This window comes from Paenibacillus sp. MAEPY2 (assembly GCF_000499205.1).
Taxonomy (GTDB): Bacteria; Bacillota; Bacilli; order Paenibacillales; family Paenibacillaceae; genus Paenibacillus; species Paenibacillus vandeheii.
This window is the reverse complement of record NZ_AWUK01000012.1, coordinates 246330-263289: the sequence shown is the minus strand read 5'-3', so window position 1 is coordinate 263289 and position 16960 is coordinate 246330. Positions and strand designations below refer to the sequence as shown.

At 47.9% G+C, this 16960-nt stretch carries 18 protein-coding genes; 9 read left to right on the top strand and 9 right to left on the bottom strand.

All coding sequences use genetic code 11. The annotated features are described in order from the left end of the window. Positions 1 to 38: 38 nt before the first annotated feature. Positions 39 to 1118, bottom strand: coding sequence for a ribosome small subunit-dependent GTPase A (rsgA, locus tag P364_RS0111735; RefSeq protein WP_029880933.1), 1080 nt, complete (start codon positions 1116 to 1118; stop codon positions 39 to 41). Between the two features lie 489 nt (positions 1119 to 1607). Continuing rightward, positions 1608 to 2201 (bottom strand): DUF2087 domain-containing protein, encoded by a 594-nt coding sequence (locus P364_RS0111730; RefSeq protein ID WP_024630318.1) that lies wholly within the window; start codon positions 2199 to 2201, stop codon positions 1608 to 1610. 175 nt (positions 2202 to 2376) lie between these two features. Here P364_RS0111730 and P364_RS0111725 point away from each other — a divergent pair, with 175 nt between their 5' ends. From P364_RS0111725 to P364_RS0111715, 3 genes are all read left to right on the top strand, one after another. Next, complete coding sequence (locus P364_RS0111725) at positions 2377 to 3375, top strand: YpdA family putative bacillithiol disulfide reductase (protein ID WP_024630317.1); 999 nt, start codon at positions 2377 to 2379, stop codon at positions 3373 to 3375. Positions 3376 to 3380: 5 nt separating this feature from the next. Continuing rightward, on the top strand, positions 3381 to 3824 hold the full coding sequence (locus P364_RS0111720) for a DUF441 domain-containing protein (RefSeq protein ID WP_024630316.1): 444 nt from the start codon (positions 3381 to 3383) through the stop codon (positions 3822 to 3824). A 185-nt stretch (positions 3825 to 4009) separates the two neighbouring features. Beyond that, the gene (locus P364_RS0111715) at positions 4010 to 4525 is read left to right on the top strand and encodes a hypothetical protein (RefSeq protein WP_024630315.1); all 516 of its coding nucleotides are present in this window, start codon (positions 4010 to 4012) and stop codon (positions 4523 to 4525) included. Between the two features lie 120 nt (positions 4526 to 4645). On the opposite strand, the gene P364_RS0111710 is transcribed toward P364_RS0111715, so the two are convergent. Both P364_RS0111710 and P364_RS0111705 read right to left on the bottom strand, forming a co-directional pair. Continuing rightward, entirely contained in the window at positions 4646 to 5095 is a 450-nt protein-coding gene (locus tag P364_RS0111710) for an NUDIX domain-containing protein (protein ID WP_024630314.1), read from the bottom strand. Positions 5096 to 5166: 71 nt separating this feature from the next. Then, positions 5167 to 5463, bottom strand: a complete 297-nt coding sequence (locus P364_RS0111705; RefSeq protein WP_024630313.1) for a HesB/YadR/YfhF family protein — start codon at positions 5461 to 5463, stop codon at positions 5167 to 5169. Between the two features lie 530 nt (positions 5464 to 5993). Here P364_RS0111705 and P364_RS0111700 point away from each other — a divergent pair. The 5 genes from P364_RS0111700 to P364_RS37330 all read left to right on the top strand — a co-directional run bounded on the left by P364_RS0111700 (position 5994) and on the right by P364_RS37330 (position 11780). After that, positions 5994 to 7739, top strand: coding sequence for an ABC transporter ATP-binding protein (locus P364_RS0111700; RefSeq protein WP_024630312.1), 1746 nt, complete (start codon positions 5994 to 5996; stop codon positions 7737 to 7739). 12 nt (positions 7740 to 7751) lie between these two features. Further along, positions 7752 to 9842 carry an ABC transporter ATP-binding protein gene (locus tag P364_RS0111695; protein WP_024630311.1) on the top strand — a complete coding sequence of 697 codons (2091 nt, stop codon included), beginning with the start codon at positions 7752 to 7754 and terminating at the stop codon, positions 9840 to 9842. Between the two features lie 171 nt (positions 9843 to 10013). Beyond that, the gene (locus P364_RS0111690; protein WP_024630310.1) at positions 10014 to 10700 is read left to right on the top strand and encodes a TetR/AcrR family transcriptional regulator; all 687 of its coding nucleotides are present in this window, start codon (positions 10014 to 10016) and stop codon (positions 10698 to 10700) included. A 5-nt stretch (positions 10701 to 10705) separates the two neighbouring features. After that, positions 10706 to 11500 carry a DUF4097 family beta strand repeat-containing protein gene (locus P364_RS0111685; RefSeq protein ID WP_161634263.1) on the top strand — a complete coding sequence of 265 codons (795 nt, stop codon included), beginning with the start codon at positions 10706 to 10708 and terminating at the stop codon, positions 11498 to 11500. 13 nt (positions 11501 to 11513) lie between these two features. Continuing rightward, positions 11514 to 11780, top strand: coding sequence for a hypothetical protein (locus P364_RS37330; RefSeq protein ID WP_152532697.1), 267 nt, complete (start codon positions 11514 to 11516; stop codon positions 11778 to 11780). Here the strand turns inward: P364_RS37330 and P364_RS0111680 are convergent. The 5 genes from P364_RS0111680 to argS all read right to left on the bottom strand — a co-directional run bounded on the left by P364_RS0111680 (position 11749) and on the right by argS (position 16527). Next, positions 11749 to 12387 (bottom strand): YdcF family protein, encoded by a 639-nt coding sequence (locus P364_RS0111680; protein ID WP_024630308.1) that lies wholly within the window; start codon positions 12385 to 12387, stop codon positions 11749 to 11751. The genes P364_RS37330 and P364_RS0111680 overlap by 32 nt on opposite strands. Further along, positions 12387 to 12938: a hypothetical protein gene (locus P364_RS0111675; RefSeq protein WP_052016588.1), complete on the bottom strand. Its 552-nt coding sequence runs from the start codon at positions 12936 to 12938 to the stop codon at positions 12387 to 12389. Before P364_RS0111675 ends, P364_RS0111680 begins: the two co-directional genes overlap by 1 nt. Positions 12939 to 13040: 102 nt before the next feature. Further along, positions 13041 to 13751: a hypothetical protein gene (locus P364_RS0111670; protein ID WP_024630306.1), complete on the bottom strand. Its 711-nt coding sequence runs from the start codon at positions 13749 to 13751 to the stop codon at positions 13041 to 13043. Further along, a complete protein-coding gene (locus P364_RS36135; RefSeq protein WP_024630305.1) occupies positions 13748 to 14791 on the bottom strand; it encodes an ATP-binding cassette domain-containing protein in 1044 nt (347 codons plus the stop codon). The genes P364_RS0111670 and P364_RS36135 overlap by 4 nt, the downstream gene beginning before the upstream one ends. A gap of 5 nt (positions 14792 to 14796) precedes the next feature. Further along, the gene (gene argS, locus P364_RS0111660) at positions 14797 to 16527 is read right to left on the bottom strand and encodes an arginine--tRNA ligase (protein WP_024630304.1); all 1731 of its coding nucleotides are present in this window, start codon (positions 16525 to 16527) and stop codon (positions 14797 to 14799) included. Positions 16528 to 16657: 130 nt separating this feature from the next. Between argS and P364_RS0111655 the strand changes: the two genes are divergently transcribed. Further along, complete coding sequence (locus P364_RS0111655) at positions 16658 to 16957, top strand: hypothetical protein (protein WP_024630303.1); 300 nt, start codon at positions 16658 to 16660, stop codon at positions 16955 to 16957. The last annotated feature ends 3 nt before the right edge of the window (positions 16958 to 16960 follow it).

The window sequence follows — 16960 nt, the reverse complement described above, 5'->3', positions numbered from 1 at the left end:
CTATCCTATGCAGGATACAGAGGGATGCCCACCTGGTCTCAGGCTTCTTCCCAGTCTTTTGTACTGCGGACATGTTTTGGTTTGCGGGAACTGACAGGTTTGCTTGAAGCGGTACGTCGTTTGGAGGCTATCTCTTCTTTGCGTTGTTGAAACTTCAGTTCCTTCTGCATTTTCAAGTAGTTACCCAGCCTTTTTTCATCCAATGAACCTGCCTGAATGGCCTCCTTCACTGCGCAACCGGCTTCCCGGGTATGGGTGCAATCCTGGAACCTGCATTCCGCAGCGAGCTGCTCAATTTCACCAAAGGCGTGAGACAAACCATCCTGACCTTCATCCCACAGATTAAGTTCACGCATTCCCGGCGTGTCAATCAATACCGCTCCCTGCGGCAGTACGAACAATTCCCGATGAGTAGTCGTATGCCGTCCACGACTATCGTCCTCACGAACGGCCTGCGTAAGCTGTACACTTTCACCCATCATCCAATTGACGAGAGTAGACTTGCCACTACCAGAAGAACCTGTTAAGGCAACCGTTGTGCCTGGAGACAGAAATTTTTCAAGTAAAGACTTGCCCTGATCCTGAACAGCTGACAGTGCCAACACTTCAATCCCCGGAGCAATGCCCTCCACCAGCGAAATTTGTTCTTCCACATTCTCACACAGATCGCTTTTGCTTAGAATGATGACCGGTCTGACGCCACCATTCCAGGCCATCATAATGTACCTTTCGAGCCGTCTCAGATTAAAATCATGATTAAGAGCAGCAACGATCAGCAATGTATCCACATTCGCCGCTATCAATTGTTCTTTGGTCACTGGACCAGCGGCTTGTCTGGATACCCTGCTCTGACGTGGCACAATGCTGTGAATGATGGCTTCTTCTCCAGCTTGCCCTGTAACAGCGACCCAGTCCCCAACGGCTGGCACAATGCCCGTTTCTAGATGGTCATGACGCATCCGTCCGGATACCCGTCCCCAGCATTCTCCCTCAGACGTAATCAGCCGAAGCAATTGCCCGTGATCCGCAATAATTCTTGCCGGTTTTCTTGATTGTTCTTCCATACCCGTCTGCTGCCACAGCTCCTGCCACTTTGCAGACCAGCCGTATTTCTCCATCGTGTTATTCAAAATAAAAATTCCTCCCGATATTTGGTGTTTTATCTTTCATTGACATTGACAACGATCAACACTGAGCGCTCCGATCCGGCATCAAAAGCAAATAAGCCACGAGCAGCACTGCACCCGCGACAATTAGAAGTTAGCCGAATGAATGATTGTTTGTACGGTATTCATATTGGACACATTTACGACAATCCAATACTCGTTATCCAGAAACAACCCATTTTCGGCATACAAAAAGCCACGGGTCGTCACCCGTGGCTTCATTTGTGCATGTTATTGTATTTTACGTAAATGGACAATATTGCGAACAATATTGCCAACTGCCGTAAAATTACATGCATTGATCCGTTCCGGAGACGCTGTTCATATTCAAATTAACGTATACTGCCATTAGATTTGTCATTTAACATCGCCTCCCTTGTAGAATTATCCATCATGTTACACAGCTTCAACCGCTCTTGTCAAGTCTATTTATTTATTCATTTATTTCACTTGATCCCATCGTGTCCACATTTCCTTCGGATTCAGCTCATAGATCCCATCTTCACGGTACATGAACTGGTGCATGATAAACTCCCGACGAATGGTGGCAAAATCCTCATGATAATTTTGAATAAATGTATTGATCTCTTTCTCTGTATACTTCCGTCCGAATTCAAGCTGCTCCACCAAATGACCCAGCACAATCAGCTTTTTCTTATATTGAGCCGGGATTTGGCGCAGTCGTCCATCCTTGGAAAAAAAATTCCGCATCACGGATGCCTTCAGTGTTTCATTCACATCACTCATATCGGCAACCTCCTCTTGTCTAAAAATAAAATCAACTGAAGCCTGGGCATGCTCCCGGATAAAATAGGGATTGAGCGAGAAAAACACCGTATTTTTCTCTCTTCGTTCCTTGATTAGCGCCGCTTCTCTTAGCTTGGATGCATGATGTGTAACGGTTGGCTGTGACAGGTTAAGCTTCTCAGCAAGCGCTTGGCCGTGAAGTTCTCCCTGGGACAACAGCAGCAGCATCCGAAGCCGGGTGGGATCAGCCAAGGCTTTATGGTAAGCCACAATCTTCTCCAGTTGCATTAAGTTCACTCATTTCCATTTAGATGACCATCTAATTTGATATTAGTCTTTTCCCTCTCCTAAGTCAATTCCCTAGGGTTAGGATCATTTCTTTACGTCCTTATCCTTCTTGAACTGGCATTAACCCCATATTTACGGTAGGATTATAGTGCTTGAAATAAGGAGGATTAAGAACATGGAAGATGTCATTATTATCGGCGGAGGCCCGTGCGGTCTGTCTACTGCCATTGAATGCGAGCGGCTGGGACTGTCCGCTGTAATTGTTGAGAAGTACAATATCGTCCAATCTATTTATCTGTATCCAACCCATATGCAGTTTTTCAGTACAGCGGAATTGCTTGAGATTGGGAATGTTCCGTTCAGCACACCGAACGACAAACCTTTTCGTTACGAAGCACTCGCCTATTATCGCAAGGTAGCCGAACATTTCGGCCTGCGTGTTCATAATTATGAGGAAGCCCAAGAAATCAAACGCATGGACGATGGCACGTTCGAGGTACATACGGTCAATCGGCGTGGGCAGGCAGTCGTTCATGAAGGACGAAATGTCGTTGTTGCTACAGGTTATTTTGACCACCCTAACTATCTTGGCATCCCTGGAGAAGATAAGGATAAAGTTACGCATTATTTCCGCGAAGCTCATCCTTATACACGTACACGTGTCGCCATCATTGGAGGTAGTAATTCAGCTGTCGATGCTGCCATGGAACTGGTTCGTGTCGGCGCACATATCGACATGGTTTATCGTGGGAACGGTGTTTCGGAGCACATTAAACCGTGGGTTCGTCCATTGTTCGAAAGTATGGTGCAAAAAGGGAAAATCTCACTTCATCTTGGCTCACGTGTAAATGAAATTTTGGACGATTCCATTCGTCTGCTGCATTCTGATGGATCAACAAGTGAACTGGACAATGACTTTGTGCTGGCCTTGACTGGTTTCCGTCCTGATCGCAAGCTGCTTTCTTCCGTAGGTGTCGAGATGTCCGAGGATATGGATAAACCGGTATATGACCCGCAGACAATGGAGAGCAGCGTTCCAGGCGTATACGTCGGCGGAGTAATCGCATCAGGGCGCAACGCCAATGAAGTATTTATTGAATCCGGCCGCTGGCATGGAAGATATATTGCAGAACATATCGTAGGTCGTCATCGCGGGCAGACCGAAGGGGAATGAAATCGATGGATATGACCTCACTGCTGTTGCTCGTGTTTGCCGCGCTAGGTATTATCAGCAGTAATACACCCGTAACCGTAGCCATGGTATTTCTGTTGTTGCTACGGGTACTGAACCTGAATCAGGCTTTTCCTTGGCTGGAAAAGTATGGACTCACAATCGGTATCATCATCCTGACTATTGGTGTTATGGCACCACTCGCCAGCGGCAAGATCAGTTTGCAGACGATTGGAGAGTCTTTTCTGCACTGGAAATCTTTGCTCGCCATTGGTGTCGGATTACTTGTCGCCCATCTGGGAGGACGAGGTGCTACGCTGATGAGTACACAGCCTACTGTCGTTGCCGGACTGCTTATAGGCACTGTCCTTGGCGTTGCCTTGTTCAAGGGTGTGCCGGTCGGCCCACTGATTGCAGCAGGAATTTTATCCTTACTGCTGGGAAAATCATAATCAAAGTTGGGACTTGACATCCTTCTGCCGACTGGCTGTTTTTCCCACCGTTGTATGATATACTTCTATTCATGCAATTCAAGCACCCAAGTCCATAGCAGAGAAATCAATTGAATGATCCTTCATTCCGTATTAAATTGATTCACCTCGCAACTATTAATGGCCGCAGGAGGATTCAGGAACCCATGTCACGTCAGTTTGTTACAGAAGCCGTGATGGTGGCAATTTACGGTCAATTACTCGCGCCACCGGCGCCTGTTGAATATATCGTTCCTTATACCACCATCCTTGAGTTATATGAATTTCAGACCAGCCCTGACCCTTTGATGGATAATCCGGCAGATGACCAGCATGTGAAATCCAAGATTAACGAAATCATTTCTTATTTTGAAGAACCGTTGAATAAGAAAAAAATAGAGCGTGCCCTTGCTGTTCCCTGGGCCAAAAGTCCGTCCATCCTGTTTGGTGATCAGGTCTCCATTGCTATCATTAATGCGATTGATACCGCACAATATGGTGAATATTTTGATCCAATTGAGACCGAACTGCTTCTCACTTCACAGCGTTTGGATACCCCTATCCTTACCGATCAGGTCGAATTGATTGCACGTATCATTGAATCGGCATCCCCTGTGCAGGTATTCGATATTGACGATTTTGATTTTGCGATGGATGATGAAGAACCACTTGATCAAGTCTAGGTAGGAAACCCTAGTTTATGATAAGGGTAAATCGTACTCATGGATATTGGTCCCATCGATTGCTGATTGCCACAACAAAGAAGAAGCCTTCCCGGGAGGAAAGGCTTCTTCTTTGTTGTATTATTCTATCTCGGAGTACCTCAGCAATAAGCGACTAAGATCATTCAGCCTGGGCAACGATTTAAGATCAAAAAACTTTAGTCCAGCTTCGCTATTCACGCGTGATTCCACGAGCGAATCCTGAACAATGTGCGCTCTGAACAGGGCAATGACAAAATATTCTTCATCCCCACTGGCATGCAAATGTCTCAGATTCGGACCGGAGTGCAAACCTTCAAGTGTCATATGAGTGGCGGTCCACCCCGTCTCTTCCCACAGTTCCCTGTGTGCGGTGTCCTCAATGGCTTCTCCCGGGCGCATCTGTCCCGCAGGAATACGCCAATGTCCGTGTTCAGCGTGCTGAATCAGCAATAATTCACCTTTTTCATTCTCGGCCCGAACTGCCGCCTTTACAACAATATGAGAGCGGTTCGCGATATACTGGGCCAAATCTCGGGCTGGCGGATTCACTTCGTATCTCCTCCTGTTCGAAAATCGGTGCGTCCGGTGGTGAGCCATTCTATATACGCAGAGATATCACTTTAAATCTCAGTGTAGCGATATTCGATATCCTGTCCTTCTTCAACGACATCTACATGAAGTTGATGACCCTTCAGATACCAGTAATCATGATCTTCCATAAAAAATTGGATACCCGATACCTTCGTTTGATCCGCAGGATGTCTCGGTTCCTCCACAGCGATCCCGAGGGAAAAGCCCGGATGAAGACCTCCGCCGGAGCTATAACGGGCGAAGAATCGAATGCTGTCTCCTTCGTTCAAATTCAGTTCTTCCTTATACCAGCGAGCAGCGCGGTCAGATACATGTATGGTACTCATTTGGTGTCAGCTCCTTCTCTATATATATGTTCCATCATATCGCTAGAATGGCCTGATTACAAACCTCAACCACCCCAAATACACAAAAAAAGTTGATTCACGCGTCATTATTCCATCACAATTCGCAGCATCTTCTGTTTTGAAAAACGTTTGACAGATTGTAAAAGTCGGTGTTAAGATGCAAACATACGAGATCCACATGCAATTTATTACCAAAAAAGAAAGGGTGATTACGGTGTTTAACTATGACGATCTACATCAATTCAGCACACAACTAAATACCGGAGCACCCATGAAATCGTTATTCCGTTCATAAGACCGCATCACAGAAGCCTCTAATCAGGTTTGCTGTTTTGTACTCTCACAATCGAACTTTATCTACGGTGGTGGCTCTGCTCTCGGAGCCATGCTGCCGTATGAATGATACCCAAGACATACCGCCTGCGTGCGGTATGTCTTTTTTTGTGGGTTCAGCTGGCTAAACATGAACGGAACATGCATTTCACGAACTTGAAAGGAAGGGATACCACTTGTTCTCTGTACTTAAAAATCTGGCCTGGTTCTTCCGGCTGGAACGCAAACGATACCTCATTGGTGTCACCTTGCTTATTATGGTGGGCATCATTGAACTGCTGCCACCTCGTCTTCTGGGCAATGCCATTGACGAGATTGTACGCGGTTCCATTACCGGCGCCTCACTCACACGTTACATTTTACTTATTCTAGGATCGGTCATCATTATCTATCTGACAACGTACATATGGATGCACAAACTGTTTGGCGGTGCCAATCTGGTTGAACGCTTGCTGCGGTCACGCTTTATGGACCATTTATTGCGGATGACCCCGCCTTTTTTTGAGAAAAACAGAACTGGCGATCTGATGGCACGTGCTACGAATGATCTTCGTTCCATTGCCACCACAGCAGGCTTCGGCATGCTGACGTTAACCGACTCCACTGCTTTTCTGGCGACCGTATTATTCGCCATGGGTTTTCTGGTTAGTTGGAAACTGACCCTGGCTGCAATTTTGCCTCTGCCTTTTATCGCCATCGCCATGATGATCTATGGTAAAGCTGTGCACCAACGATACACACTGGCACAGGATGCATTCGGGGACATGAACGATCAGGTGCTTGAATCGATTGCCGGCATTCGAGTCGTGCGTGCCTATGTGCAGGAACGTCTGGACGAGAAAAGATTCGCCGATGTCACCGAAGATGTGTACAGCAAAAATCTGGCGGTTGCCAAGATGGATGCGCTGTTCGAACCCACCATCCGGTTATTTGTCGGACTCAGTTATGTGATAGCACTTGCCTACGGCATTTATCTTGTTTTTCATAATGAAATTACCCTGGGGGATCTCGTATCGTTCAATATGTACCTGGGGATGATGATCTGGCCAATGTTCGCCATTGGCGAATTGATTAACTTGATGCAGCGTGGTAGCGCCTCACTCGATCGTGTTAACGAGACACTATCTGTAGAACCTGCCGTAAAAGATGTTGAGCAGCCTGCTCACATTACGAATCCGGAAGAGATTGCGATGCAGGACGTCACCTTCCGTTACCCTAGTTCTACCATCGACAATCTCAGCCATGTCAGCTTTTCGCTTCGACGCGGGCAGACACTTGGTATCGTGGGGCGTACAGGTAGCGGCAAGTCCACCCTGCTCAAACAATTGCTTCATGAATACCCGGCCGGATCGGGTAAGTTAAGCATCTCCGGTCATCCAATTCAGGATATCGCCAAAGACGACCTGCACAGCTGGATTGGATACGTTCCTCAGGAACAGGTGCTTTTCTCCAAATCTGTCCGCCAGAACATTCAATTCGGCAAACCGGGTGCAGATGATGGCGTGATTATGGAAGCGATTCGCACCGCAGCCTTTGATGGAGATTTGGGTACATTATCCGATGGTCTGGACACACTCGTTGGTGAAAAAGGAATTGCGCTGTCCGGTGGACAGAAACAGCGGGTATCGCTGGCCCGTGCTTTTATCGCCGATCCGGACATATTGATTCTGGATGATGCCTTATCTGCCGTCGATGCACGAACCGAAGCCAAAATTATTGAAAATATACGCAACAAACGCTCAAACAAAACAACGCTGATCTCGACTCACCGCCTGTCCGCTATCGAACACGCTGACCGAATCATCGTACTGGAGCACGGGAAAATTACGGAAGAAGGAACCCATCAAGAACTGCTTGCTATGAACGGCTGGTACCGTGAACAGTATGAACGGCAGCAGGTGGAGTCTAATTTGTCCACGTAGGAGGTCAACGCTTTGAAGTCTAATACAGGCAAACGGCTGCTTCAATACGCCCTAAAAGCCAAAGGTACGTTTATTGCCGCTTTAATTATGCTTACAATCGGGGTTGCGGCTGAGCTTGCCGGCCCTTTCATCGCCAAGTCCATGATCGACAATCATTTGCTCGCCATTGAGCAGCCTTTCTATGAGACCACAGCTTCAAGTGAAGCTGCGGTCTACAATGGAAAGAACTACAAACGTGAAGGCCGGTTTGAACCGAATGAAACAAAAGGTACAGAGGTACGCGTACTGCAGGCCGGAAGAAGTTTTTATTTTGTGAATGAACCCGTTAGTGCCCCCGATGGGGATCGTACCTATGCAGACGGAACACTGACGGTTACACGCGCAGGCGAAGTGACGGGTCAATATGCGGCGGTGCCACTATCCGCTGGTGAACTCTTTGCCTTTTACAAACCGGAAATGCCAAGCATTTATCAACTGATTGTGTATTACATGATTTTCCTTGTCATCTCGGTCATTATGGAGTTTGGTAAAACATACTGGCTGCAATCATCTGCCAACAAAGTCATTCAAAGACTGCGTAACGATGTGTATGCACACATCCAACGATTGCCGGTACACTTTTTCGATAACCTGCCTGCAGGTAAAGTGGTTTCCCGGGTCACCAACGATACCGAAGCCGTCAAGGATCTGTTCGTTGCAGTTCTGTCGAACTTTTTCTCAGGGATCATTACGATTACGGGTGTATACGTTGCGCTCTTCCTGCTGGATTTCCGCCTCGGATTGATCTCATTGTTCGTTGTACCGATGCTGGTGCTGTGGATTGTGCTCTATCGTAAAATCGCGACTCGTTACAACACCATTATTCGTTCACGTCTGAGTGAGATTAATGCCATTATTAATGAATCCATCCAGGGGATGTCCATTATCCGGGTATTCCGTCATCAGAAACAGACCAAGCAGGAATTCGAGGATCTGAATGATGATTATATGAAACACCAGAACAAAATGCTCAACCTGAACGCGTTCACCTCACACAACCTGGTTAACGTACTGCGGAATATGGCGTTTGCGGTTGTCCTGTGGTACTTCGGTTCCAGTGTGCTGGACGGCACAAGTATCATCTCGCTGGGTGTGTTGTATGCATTCGTTGACGTCCTCGGGCGTTTGTTCCAGCCGATTACGGGTATGGTGAACCAACTGGCTAACCTGGATTCCTCCCTTGTATCGGCCGGACGTGTCTTTGAGTTGATGGATGAGAAAGGTGAACCGGTAACCGATGGCTCGATGCCAAGATACAAGGGAAATGTCGTGTTTGACGATGTATCCTTTGCTTACAAAAAAGATTATGTGCTGAACAACATCTCGTTCAAAGCATCACAAGGTCAAACGGTCGCCCTGGTGGGCCATACCGGTTCGGGTAAAAGCTCCATCATCAACCTGCTGTTCCGGTTCTATGACCCTCAGAAAGGCAAGATCACGATCGACGGTCAGAACGTGAAGGACCTGCCTAAACAGTGGATTCGAGAACATATGGGCATTGTACTTCAAGATCCTTACCTGTTCACAGGTACTGTAGCCTCCAACGTCAGTCTGGGTGATGAGCAGATTACGCGTGCGCAGATCGAACAGGCGCTGCGAGACGTAGGTGCAGAACGAATTCTCGCCCATCTTCCGCAAGGATTCGACGAGCCGGTTATCGAAAAAGGAAGTACGTTATCTGCCGGACAACGGCAATTAATCTCCTTCGCTCGAGCACTGGCCTTCGATCCAGCGATTCTGATTCTCGATGAAGCTACAGCTAACATTGATACCGAAACGGAAGCCTTAATTCAAAATGCGCTCGAAGTCCTCAAAAAAGGACGCACCACCTTCATCATCGCCCACCGTCTGTCCACCATTCGTTCAGCAGACCAGATTCTGGTCCTGCACCGCGGACGTATTGTGGAACAAGGTGCACATGATGAGCTGATGGAACTCAAGGGACGCTATTATCAGATGTATCAGTTACAGCAAGGTGCTCAATCAGCACCGGATACGAGTGGAAACAACGCACTGGGCGAGGCCATTCGAACCACTTCCTCCTTTGCAGGAGGCGGCGTGTAGGTAGAACGGGAATAAAATGAACATTTAATACATTAACCAACCGATATGCCCGCGGACCCCTTGGTCTGCGGCAGATCGGTTTTTAATTTGTCGGTTTCCTCTTATTGACAATAGAAACATCTGCCTGTATTATACATACCAACGGTCGGTATCTAAATAAAGGAGGGTATTATGGCTAGAAACAAGCACCCTGAACAAACCGTACAGCAGATTCTGAACGTTGCTGCCCAGTTGTTCACAGATAAAGGATTTGAGAAGACAAGTATTCAGGACATCATTGTTGCCCTAGGCATGTCCAAGGGGGCTGTGTATCATCACTTTAAATCCAAAGAGGAAATATTGGACGCGGTCATGGAGCAACAATTCAACTATTCAGCTGAAATGCTGGATCGATTAGTTTCAAATACAACGGCCACCACAGCGCGAGAGAAGTTAATTCAGATTCTGGAGCATGTTGTCTCTGATCAGCAGGCCCATTCCCTGGATCACGTACTTCGAACCCAGATCAAAAATCCGGTATTTGTTGTACGCGGTATTCAACAGGCCGTGCGAATAGATGCTCCGGTGATTGCAACGATTTTGCGAGAAGGCATTTCAGATGGTTCTATCCATACTGAAGATCCCGATGCTTGTGCAGAAGTATTCATGATGCTGGTCAACATATGGATTAATCCCACACTGTTCGGCCGCAATTCCAGCGAAACGAAGCAGCGTCTTTATTTTTTACAGCGGTTGATGAATATGCTCGGTGCCGATATTGTGAGCGAATCGCTCATTGAGCGCATTCTGAACCAACATGCTGTGATCGGCGCTTACCCTGAGTTGGAAGATCAAGACATTGGCAGAAACGAGGGATGACCGTTTTGAAACCTAATGGACATAAGATTTGCAAAGAATGGTTATCTGAAGATCCCATTCAAGCCCTTTCTCTGGAATGGATGCAAGGCGAAGTGCATATTAGCCAGGGTACAGAAGCTGTTATCCGTGTTACTCAACGGGGGTCCGCTCTTTTCCCAAGAACTCGATGTTTTGAAGCTAAAATTAGTAATGGTGTATTACATCTCATCGATGGACGAAAACAAGCTTTTCCGGTGGGCATAAACTTCCATCGCACATCGCTCCACATTGTACTGCCGCCTACAGTATTGCAAAGACTGTTGATCAACGGGGTGGGTTCCCGCTTTGTTGTGGATAACGTTTCTTCCGAACACTGGGATTGTCAATGTACATCCGGCAATCTCACTTTATCTGGGCATGCCCAACATATCCGTCTGCAATCCGTGGGCGGTCGGGTTACAGCAACAGACCTTCGTGCAAACCATATCCAACTAAAAGCCACTTCTTCACCTATCCAGTTATCCGGTCAGTTCTCACATATTCAATCCAGAGTGACAGGCAGCAAGCTTAGCATAAACTCCTCAACGATGCTTCTATCTCTTGATAGTCGCTCCACAGGCTGTAACGTTGAAGTGCGCATCCCACCAGATAAAGATGGATTCAAGTTAGACTTCAAGCAGGCCGGGGGTCGATTTAGCAGTGATTTTCCGCTTCACTCCAATCATAATCAACACACGTATCGTAACGGAATGTATCCATTTCAAGCTGAGGTCAGAGGTGGAAAGCTCACCATAGGCAGCTATTTATTACATACCACATAGAGGAGGTAAATATATGAGCATCGGCTGGATCGTTGGCAGCAGCTTGGCTACCCTCGTATTACTTGCGGGGATCATCAGTTTGTTCATCAGCATACGCAAAAGCAAAAATCATCGACGTTGGCCCTGGTGGCTCATCGGGTTTTGGAGTAGCCGCGTTGGTCAGTGCAGCGATCAATTATCCCGAAACATAGATACAATGGGCAACTTACGCAAAAAAAAGACAATCGCGCAGTCAGTCACTCTCAGTGCTACTGCTGCGGATTGTCTATCCATCCTTTGACCATATATCCCATATATAATATCGTCTCTCTTGCCAGAAAAGGAAATTGGCTGCGCCAGGTCTGGTAAGCCGTCGTTCGTGTCGGGGACGGAACAGCATCCATGCCGAGTCCGCTAGCGAGCTTCATCGCCCGTTTCATGTGTAGCGGGTCACTTACAATGGTGTAGGTGTGAAACCCCGCCTGTTTCCCAACGGTAAGCGAGTTCACCAGATTCTCTTCCGTAATTTTCGATTCCGTCTCTATTTGAATATCTGAAGGATCTACACCATGTGCAACAGCATAATCTCGTCCTACTTCGGCCTCGGCTCGTTCTCCTGCACTGCCAGAACCACCAGTAAAGAGCAGATGGCTGATCGTCCCCTGGCGATATAATAAAATGGCGTGCTCAATACGTTCGCGAAATACGGGTGAAGGGTTCTTCCCTTCTACGGCTGCACCGAGGATAATGGCTGCATCACTCCGTCTAGAGGATTCCTCATCGGTGTAAGTCCAGATGAGCAACGCCGTAGTTATAGTCCATATGACTCCAATCAACACGAGCGATGCAATGGTGATTGCCAACCAGTGTTTGCTTTTTATTTTACGAATTCGGGAATTGCCTTCCATCACAATGATTCATCCTCTTCCAGCGCCCGGGCGTGTATACTCACTGCATGCATACGTTCGAGTGTGTGCAACGCTGCCGCGGATTCGGCATCCAATCCCAGCTCTGCAATCCAGGCACCTGTGTACTGCTGAAGACTAATCTCCAGCTCCTGCGCACGATCTTTGAAATCTTCCAGTTCTTTGATCATGCGTGATCTTCCTTCAGGACTGAATGTCTCATGAATCCGTTCCTTGAAATAGTGATGTACAATGCTGTTACGCTGCTTCCATAGTTCGTTCAACTGGCGAGTCTCTTCCTCAGAAAAGGTGAAATGATGGCGCACCTCATGAATGAGTTGTCCGAGTGAACTGCTCATCTTTCGTTCATACAGCTCTTCCAGATCTTCTTCGGATACAACCTTGCCCTGAGACATTTTCATTAATAAAATCAGATTGACCAGTTGCTGTTCAAGCGCCTGTCCATAATATACAGCCAATCCGTAGTAGGCAAACAATTCTCTGGAGTGTTCGCTGTCCAGCATCTCACCATGCTGCATGTCTGTATTTTGCATAAGCGAGCGCCCCCTTTATCTCCGTACAATACTTTGCATTCCAACGTCCCTCTATGGTAACCAAACACAGAGCAACATTCAAGTTAAGGGGAATAATAGCCATTAACTCCGCAAATCCCTTTTTCTCGATAGCCATATATGAATGATGAGCAGAACTACGGCATAGAGTATAGCCCACACTGTCGTCAGAAGAACAGCCCCCAGCTTTGATTCTTCAAATAACATCATTTCACGAACCAGATAAAATGCCGGAGGCAAAACCTTGACAACCCATTGCATGGATTCAGGCAAACGTCCGCTTAATGAACCTTGGACTAACGATATTAACAGTACAACAATGAACGGCGGCATACTGCGGCTCAGCATGGGAATGTATGATTTTTGAAAGAAAACACTGAGGCCCAGACCCAGGAGCGACAACGCCAGATGCCCGGCCCAAGCCATGATCCACTCCCCAGTACTTGGCAGTCTTCCAAACATGCCCGTAACAACTGGATATAGCATGGTAATTGCTGTCAGGCCGAATTGCATGATTAACGCACAGATCAATTGTGCAAAGACAACCTTTCGTTTGCTTCCTGCATGGAGAACGAGCAATTGATACTGCCCCGCAGGTTCCGTATTCATAACCGTTAAGCCCAGCCAGGCCGCACCAAAAAAAAGCAGCATGGCCGTAACGCTGTAACTGTCCGCAACCGGATTAGGTTTGTAGGAATAGATGAGCAGCATTGTAATGATATAAAAAATCACCGGTGCAACATATTTCTGTGAGCGTATGTAATGTTTTAACAAATAACGGGTCAAGTGGATCATTGGAGGTCACCTCTTACCGTAGACATAGATGAAAGGATATCTGTCTCTTCCCTGTTCATAGCCTCACCCGGATGACGCCCCTCCATCAATCCTTCCATATGTAATCGGCTTTCTTCCGGATGCACGGAAAGGATGGAACCGCCCAAAGCCAGAATCTTTCCAATGATCCGGTCTGCCGAACTGCGTGACACCCTCCAATCCCATACTTCGCCTCCATAATCGTGATGAACTACGCTGCGATGGCATGCAATGACTCCCGGTTGTTCAATAAGCAGCGCATCCATAACGGATTGTTCCCGTCCTTCCATCACACTTTGGATGCTCACAGCGGGCTCTCCAGCTTGCTGTAAATCTTCCTGATTCCAGCGACGCAGCACTGTTCCCTTGTGTAATACGATGACCTGATCCGCAAGACGTTCTATAAGCAAGGGTTCATGGCAAGCTGTAACGATTTTACTTCCTTCCTTTTTCCACTGTCCGAGCAAGGCTACGATCGCTTCCTGCGCCGGGACGTCCAGACCGGACAATGGCTCATCAAGCAGCAATAACCCATCAGGTCCAGGCAAAAGAGCCTGAATCAGATTCACCTTCTGCAAGGTACCTTTGGACAACTGTGGCAGGTTTTGCTCCAGTGCCGTTCCCAAGAATAACAGCTCGCTCAGTTCACTTATCCGCTGACGCAGTATTTCAGGACGCATGCCACGTATTCGTCCCATTTCCCACAGGTACTCTCTTGAGGTAAAGGGCAAACGTGGCAGTCCATCGAGTGCATACATAACCCGTCCATGCATGGGCTTGTGCTGCGAACCGGATTCAGGCAGTAATATGCCAGCCAGCACACGCAGCAACGTGCTTTTGCCTGAGCCATTTCTGCCCACCAGGACGATACACTCTCCCTTGCCTACTTCCAAATTGATATCATTCAGTACCTGCACATCCCCAAGTCGTTTGCTCACACGTTGAAGTGATATATCTCGTCCTGTTGAGTCCGTTGCGGCTTTTCCTGCTTTATCGAAGCTTCCAATTCCCATCCATCCCATAGATGTCACATCCGTTCAGGAGCCTGGACCCCAAGTAAATACAGGCTGTAGGCCAGACGCTCCGCCGTACGCTCTGTTAGCGCCACCCGGAAGGGTTTCACGTCAGCCGGCGCGTCGGCAATCCGTTCTGCATGATAGAAGCGGTTGAAGGCTTGGGCAACATCGATCGCATATTTGGCAATGACCGAAGGCTCGTTGCGATGAATTGCTTTTTCCAGATGCTGCGGATAATCAGCCAGCAGTTTCAGCAATGCCCAAGAAGTGTCACCGACAATGACTGGCTTGTTCTCGGTGCTGGCTGCAGCTTTTATGCTGTTAGCCTGTTGCGAATGGTTTTCATTTTCCACGCGTTCTGCCTCTGCTGCCTTCGCAAGCACACTGTTAATCCGGGCATGTGTGTATTGCACATAAGGTCCCGTCTCCCCTTCAAAGCTCACCGCATCTTCGAGCGAGAAATCGACGTCGTTCAACCGGTTATTACGCAGATCACCGAATACAATTGCACCTACACCCACCGCTTCCGCAACCTCCTGCGGATTTGGCAGATTCGGATTTTTCTCCTGGATAATCTGCAATGCCCGAGCAACCGCCTCATCCAGTACCTCCTGCAAGAAAACGACTTTACCCCGGCGGGTAGACATCTTCCGTCCCTCGAAACGCATCAAACCAAACGGAATATGTTCACAAATCTCAGACCACGCGTACCCCATCCGGGATAATACCGCAAATACCTGACGGAAATGAAGCTTCTGCTCACCCCCGACAACGTACAACATTTTATCCGCCTTCATCACATCATGACGATAAACTGCCGTTGCCAAATCCCGCGTTGGGTAGATGGTGGTCCCATCCTTTTTGATAATCAGGCAAGGCGGCATATTCTCCTCCTCCAAACGTACCACCAATGCCCCATCACTCTCTTCCAGCAACCCTTTGCCTTTCAGTTCTTCGACCACCGCACCCATCTTGTCATTATAAAAGCTTTCACCCAGCGTATGGTCAAACTGTACATTCAGACGCTCATACATCCGGTTGAATTCTTTTATGCTCACCTCTACAAAAAAGGCCCATAACCGCTGCGCCTCCTCATCCCCTTGCTCCAGCTTGCGGAACCAATCTTTTGCCTCCATCTCCAGCGATGGATCATTCTCGGCCTCATCGTGAAAACGCACATACAGTTCCAATGATGTCCGAATCGGCTCAGCCTGTAGCGCTTCATCATTGCCCCAACGCTTGTAGGCTGCAATCTGTTTGCCGAACTGCGTTCCCCAATCGCCCAGATGGTTCACACTGACCGAAGTATAGCCTGCCTCGTTATATAACCGATACAATGCTGCCCCAATCACGGTGGAGCGCAGATGACCAATTCCGAATGGCTTGGCAATGTTGGGCGACGACATGTCGATTACGACACGTGCACCTGCACCCAGTTGCAGCTTGCCAAATGCTTGATGTCCCAGTTCTTGCAGCAGCTTCGGCGCCAGATCTTCCCGATTGAAACGTATGTTCACATAGGGTCCTGCTGGTGAAGCATCCAGCCCAACTATCTGCAATCCAGTTGCGATATCCGCCGCGATCACCGCGGGCGCTTTCTTCAGTGACTTTGCCAAAGTAAAACAGGGAAACGCCGCATCTCCTAGCTCCGCCTGTGGTGGAACCTCCAATAATCTCAACACCTCGTCTTGCTCCAGTCCCGTTAAGGGAGCAATATGTGCTGCTGCCTGTTTCATCAACATGTTGAACACTCCTATTCATTATCGTATTTGGCTGTAATATCAAAAACAAAAAAAGCCCTCGTCTCTATATCAGAGACGAGAGCTGATCTTCACAGTTCCCGCGGTACCACTCTATGTGAGCAGGTCGTGAATGCACATTGATATACATTCCCAGCCTGCTCCGCTCGGTGCGATTAACGGCCGCCTGCCGGATTGCCCTCTAATCCATGCTCTGCACCCTCTCAAGAATGCAGGCATTGCTTCGGACAACCATCTCACGGGTGCGCTTCACTCAGGTCATGTCATACCGGCTTCCACCTGCCCCGGCTCGCTGTCATGCATGAATTCTGGCTACTCTCCCGATCACGGATATTCATCGTTTCAATTCATTGCCATCATTATACAGATCACAATCTGCTTTGGCAACCTGTTATATGCATTTGCCAATTAAGGC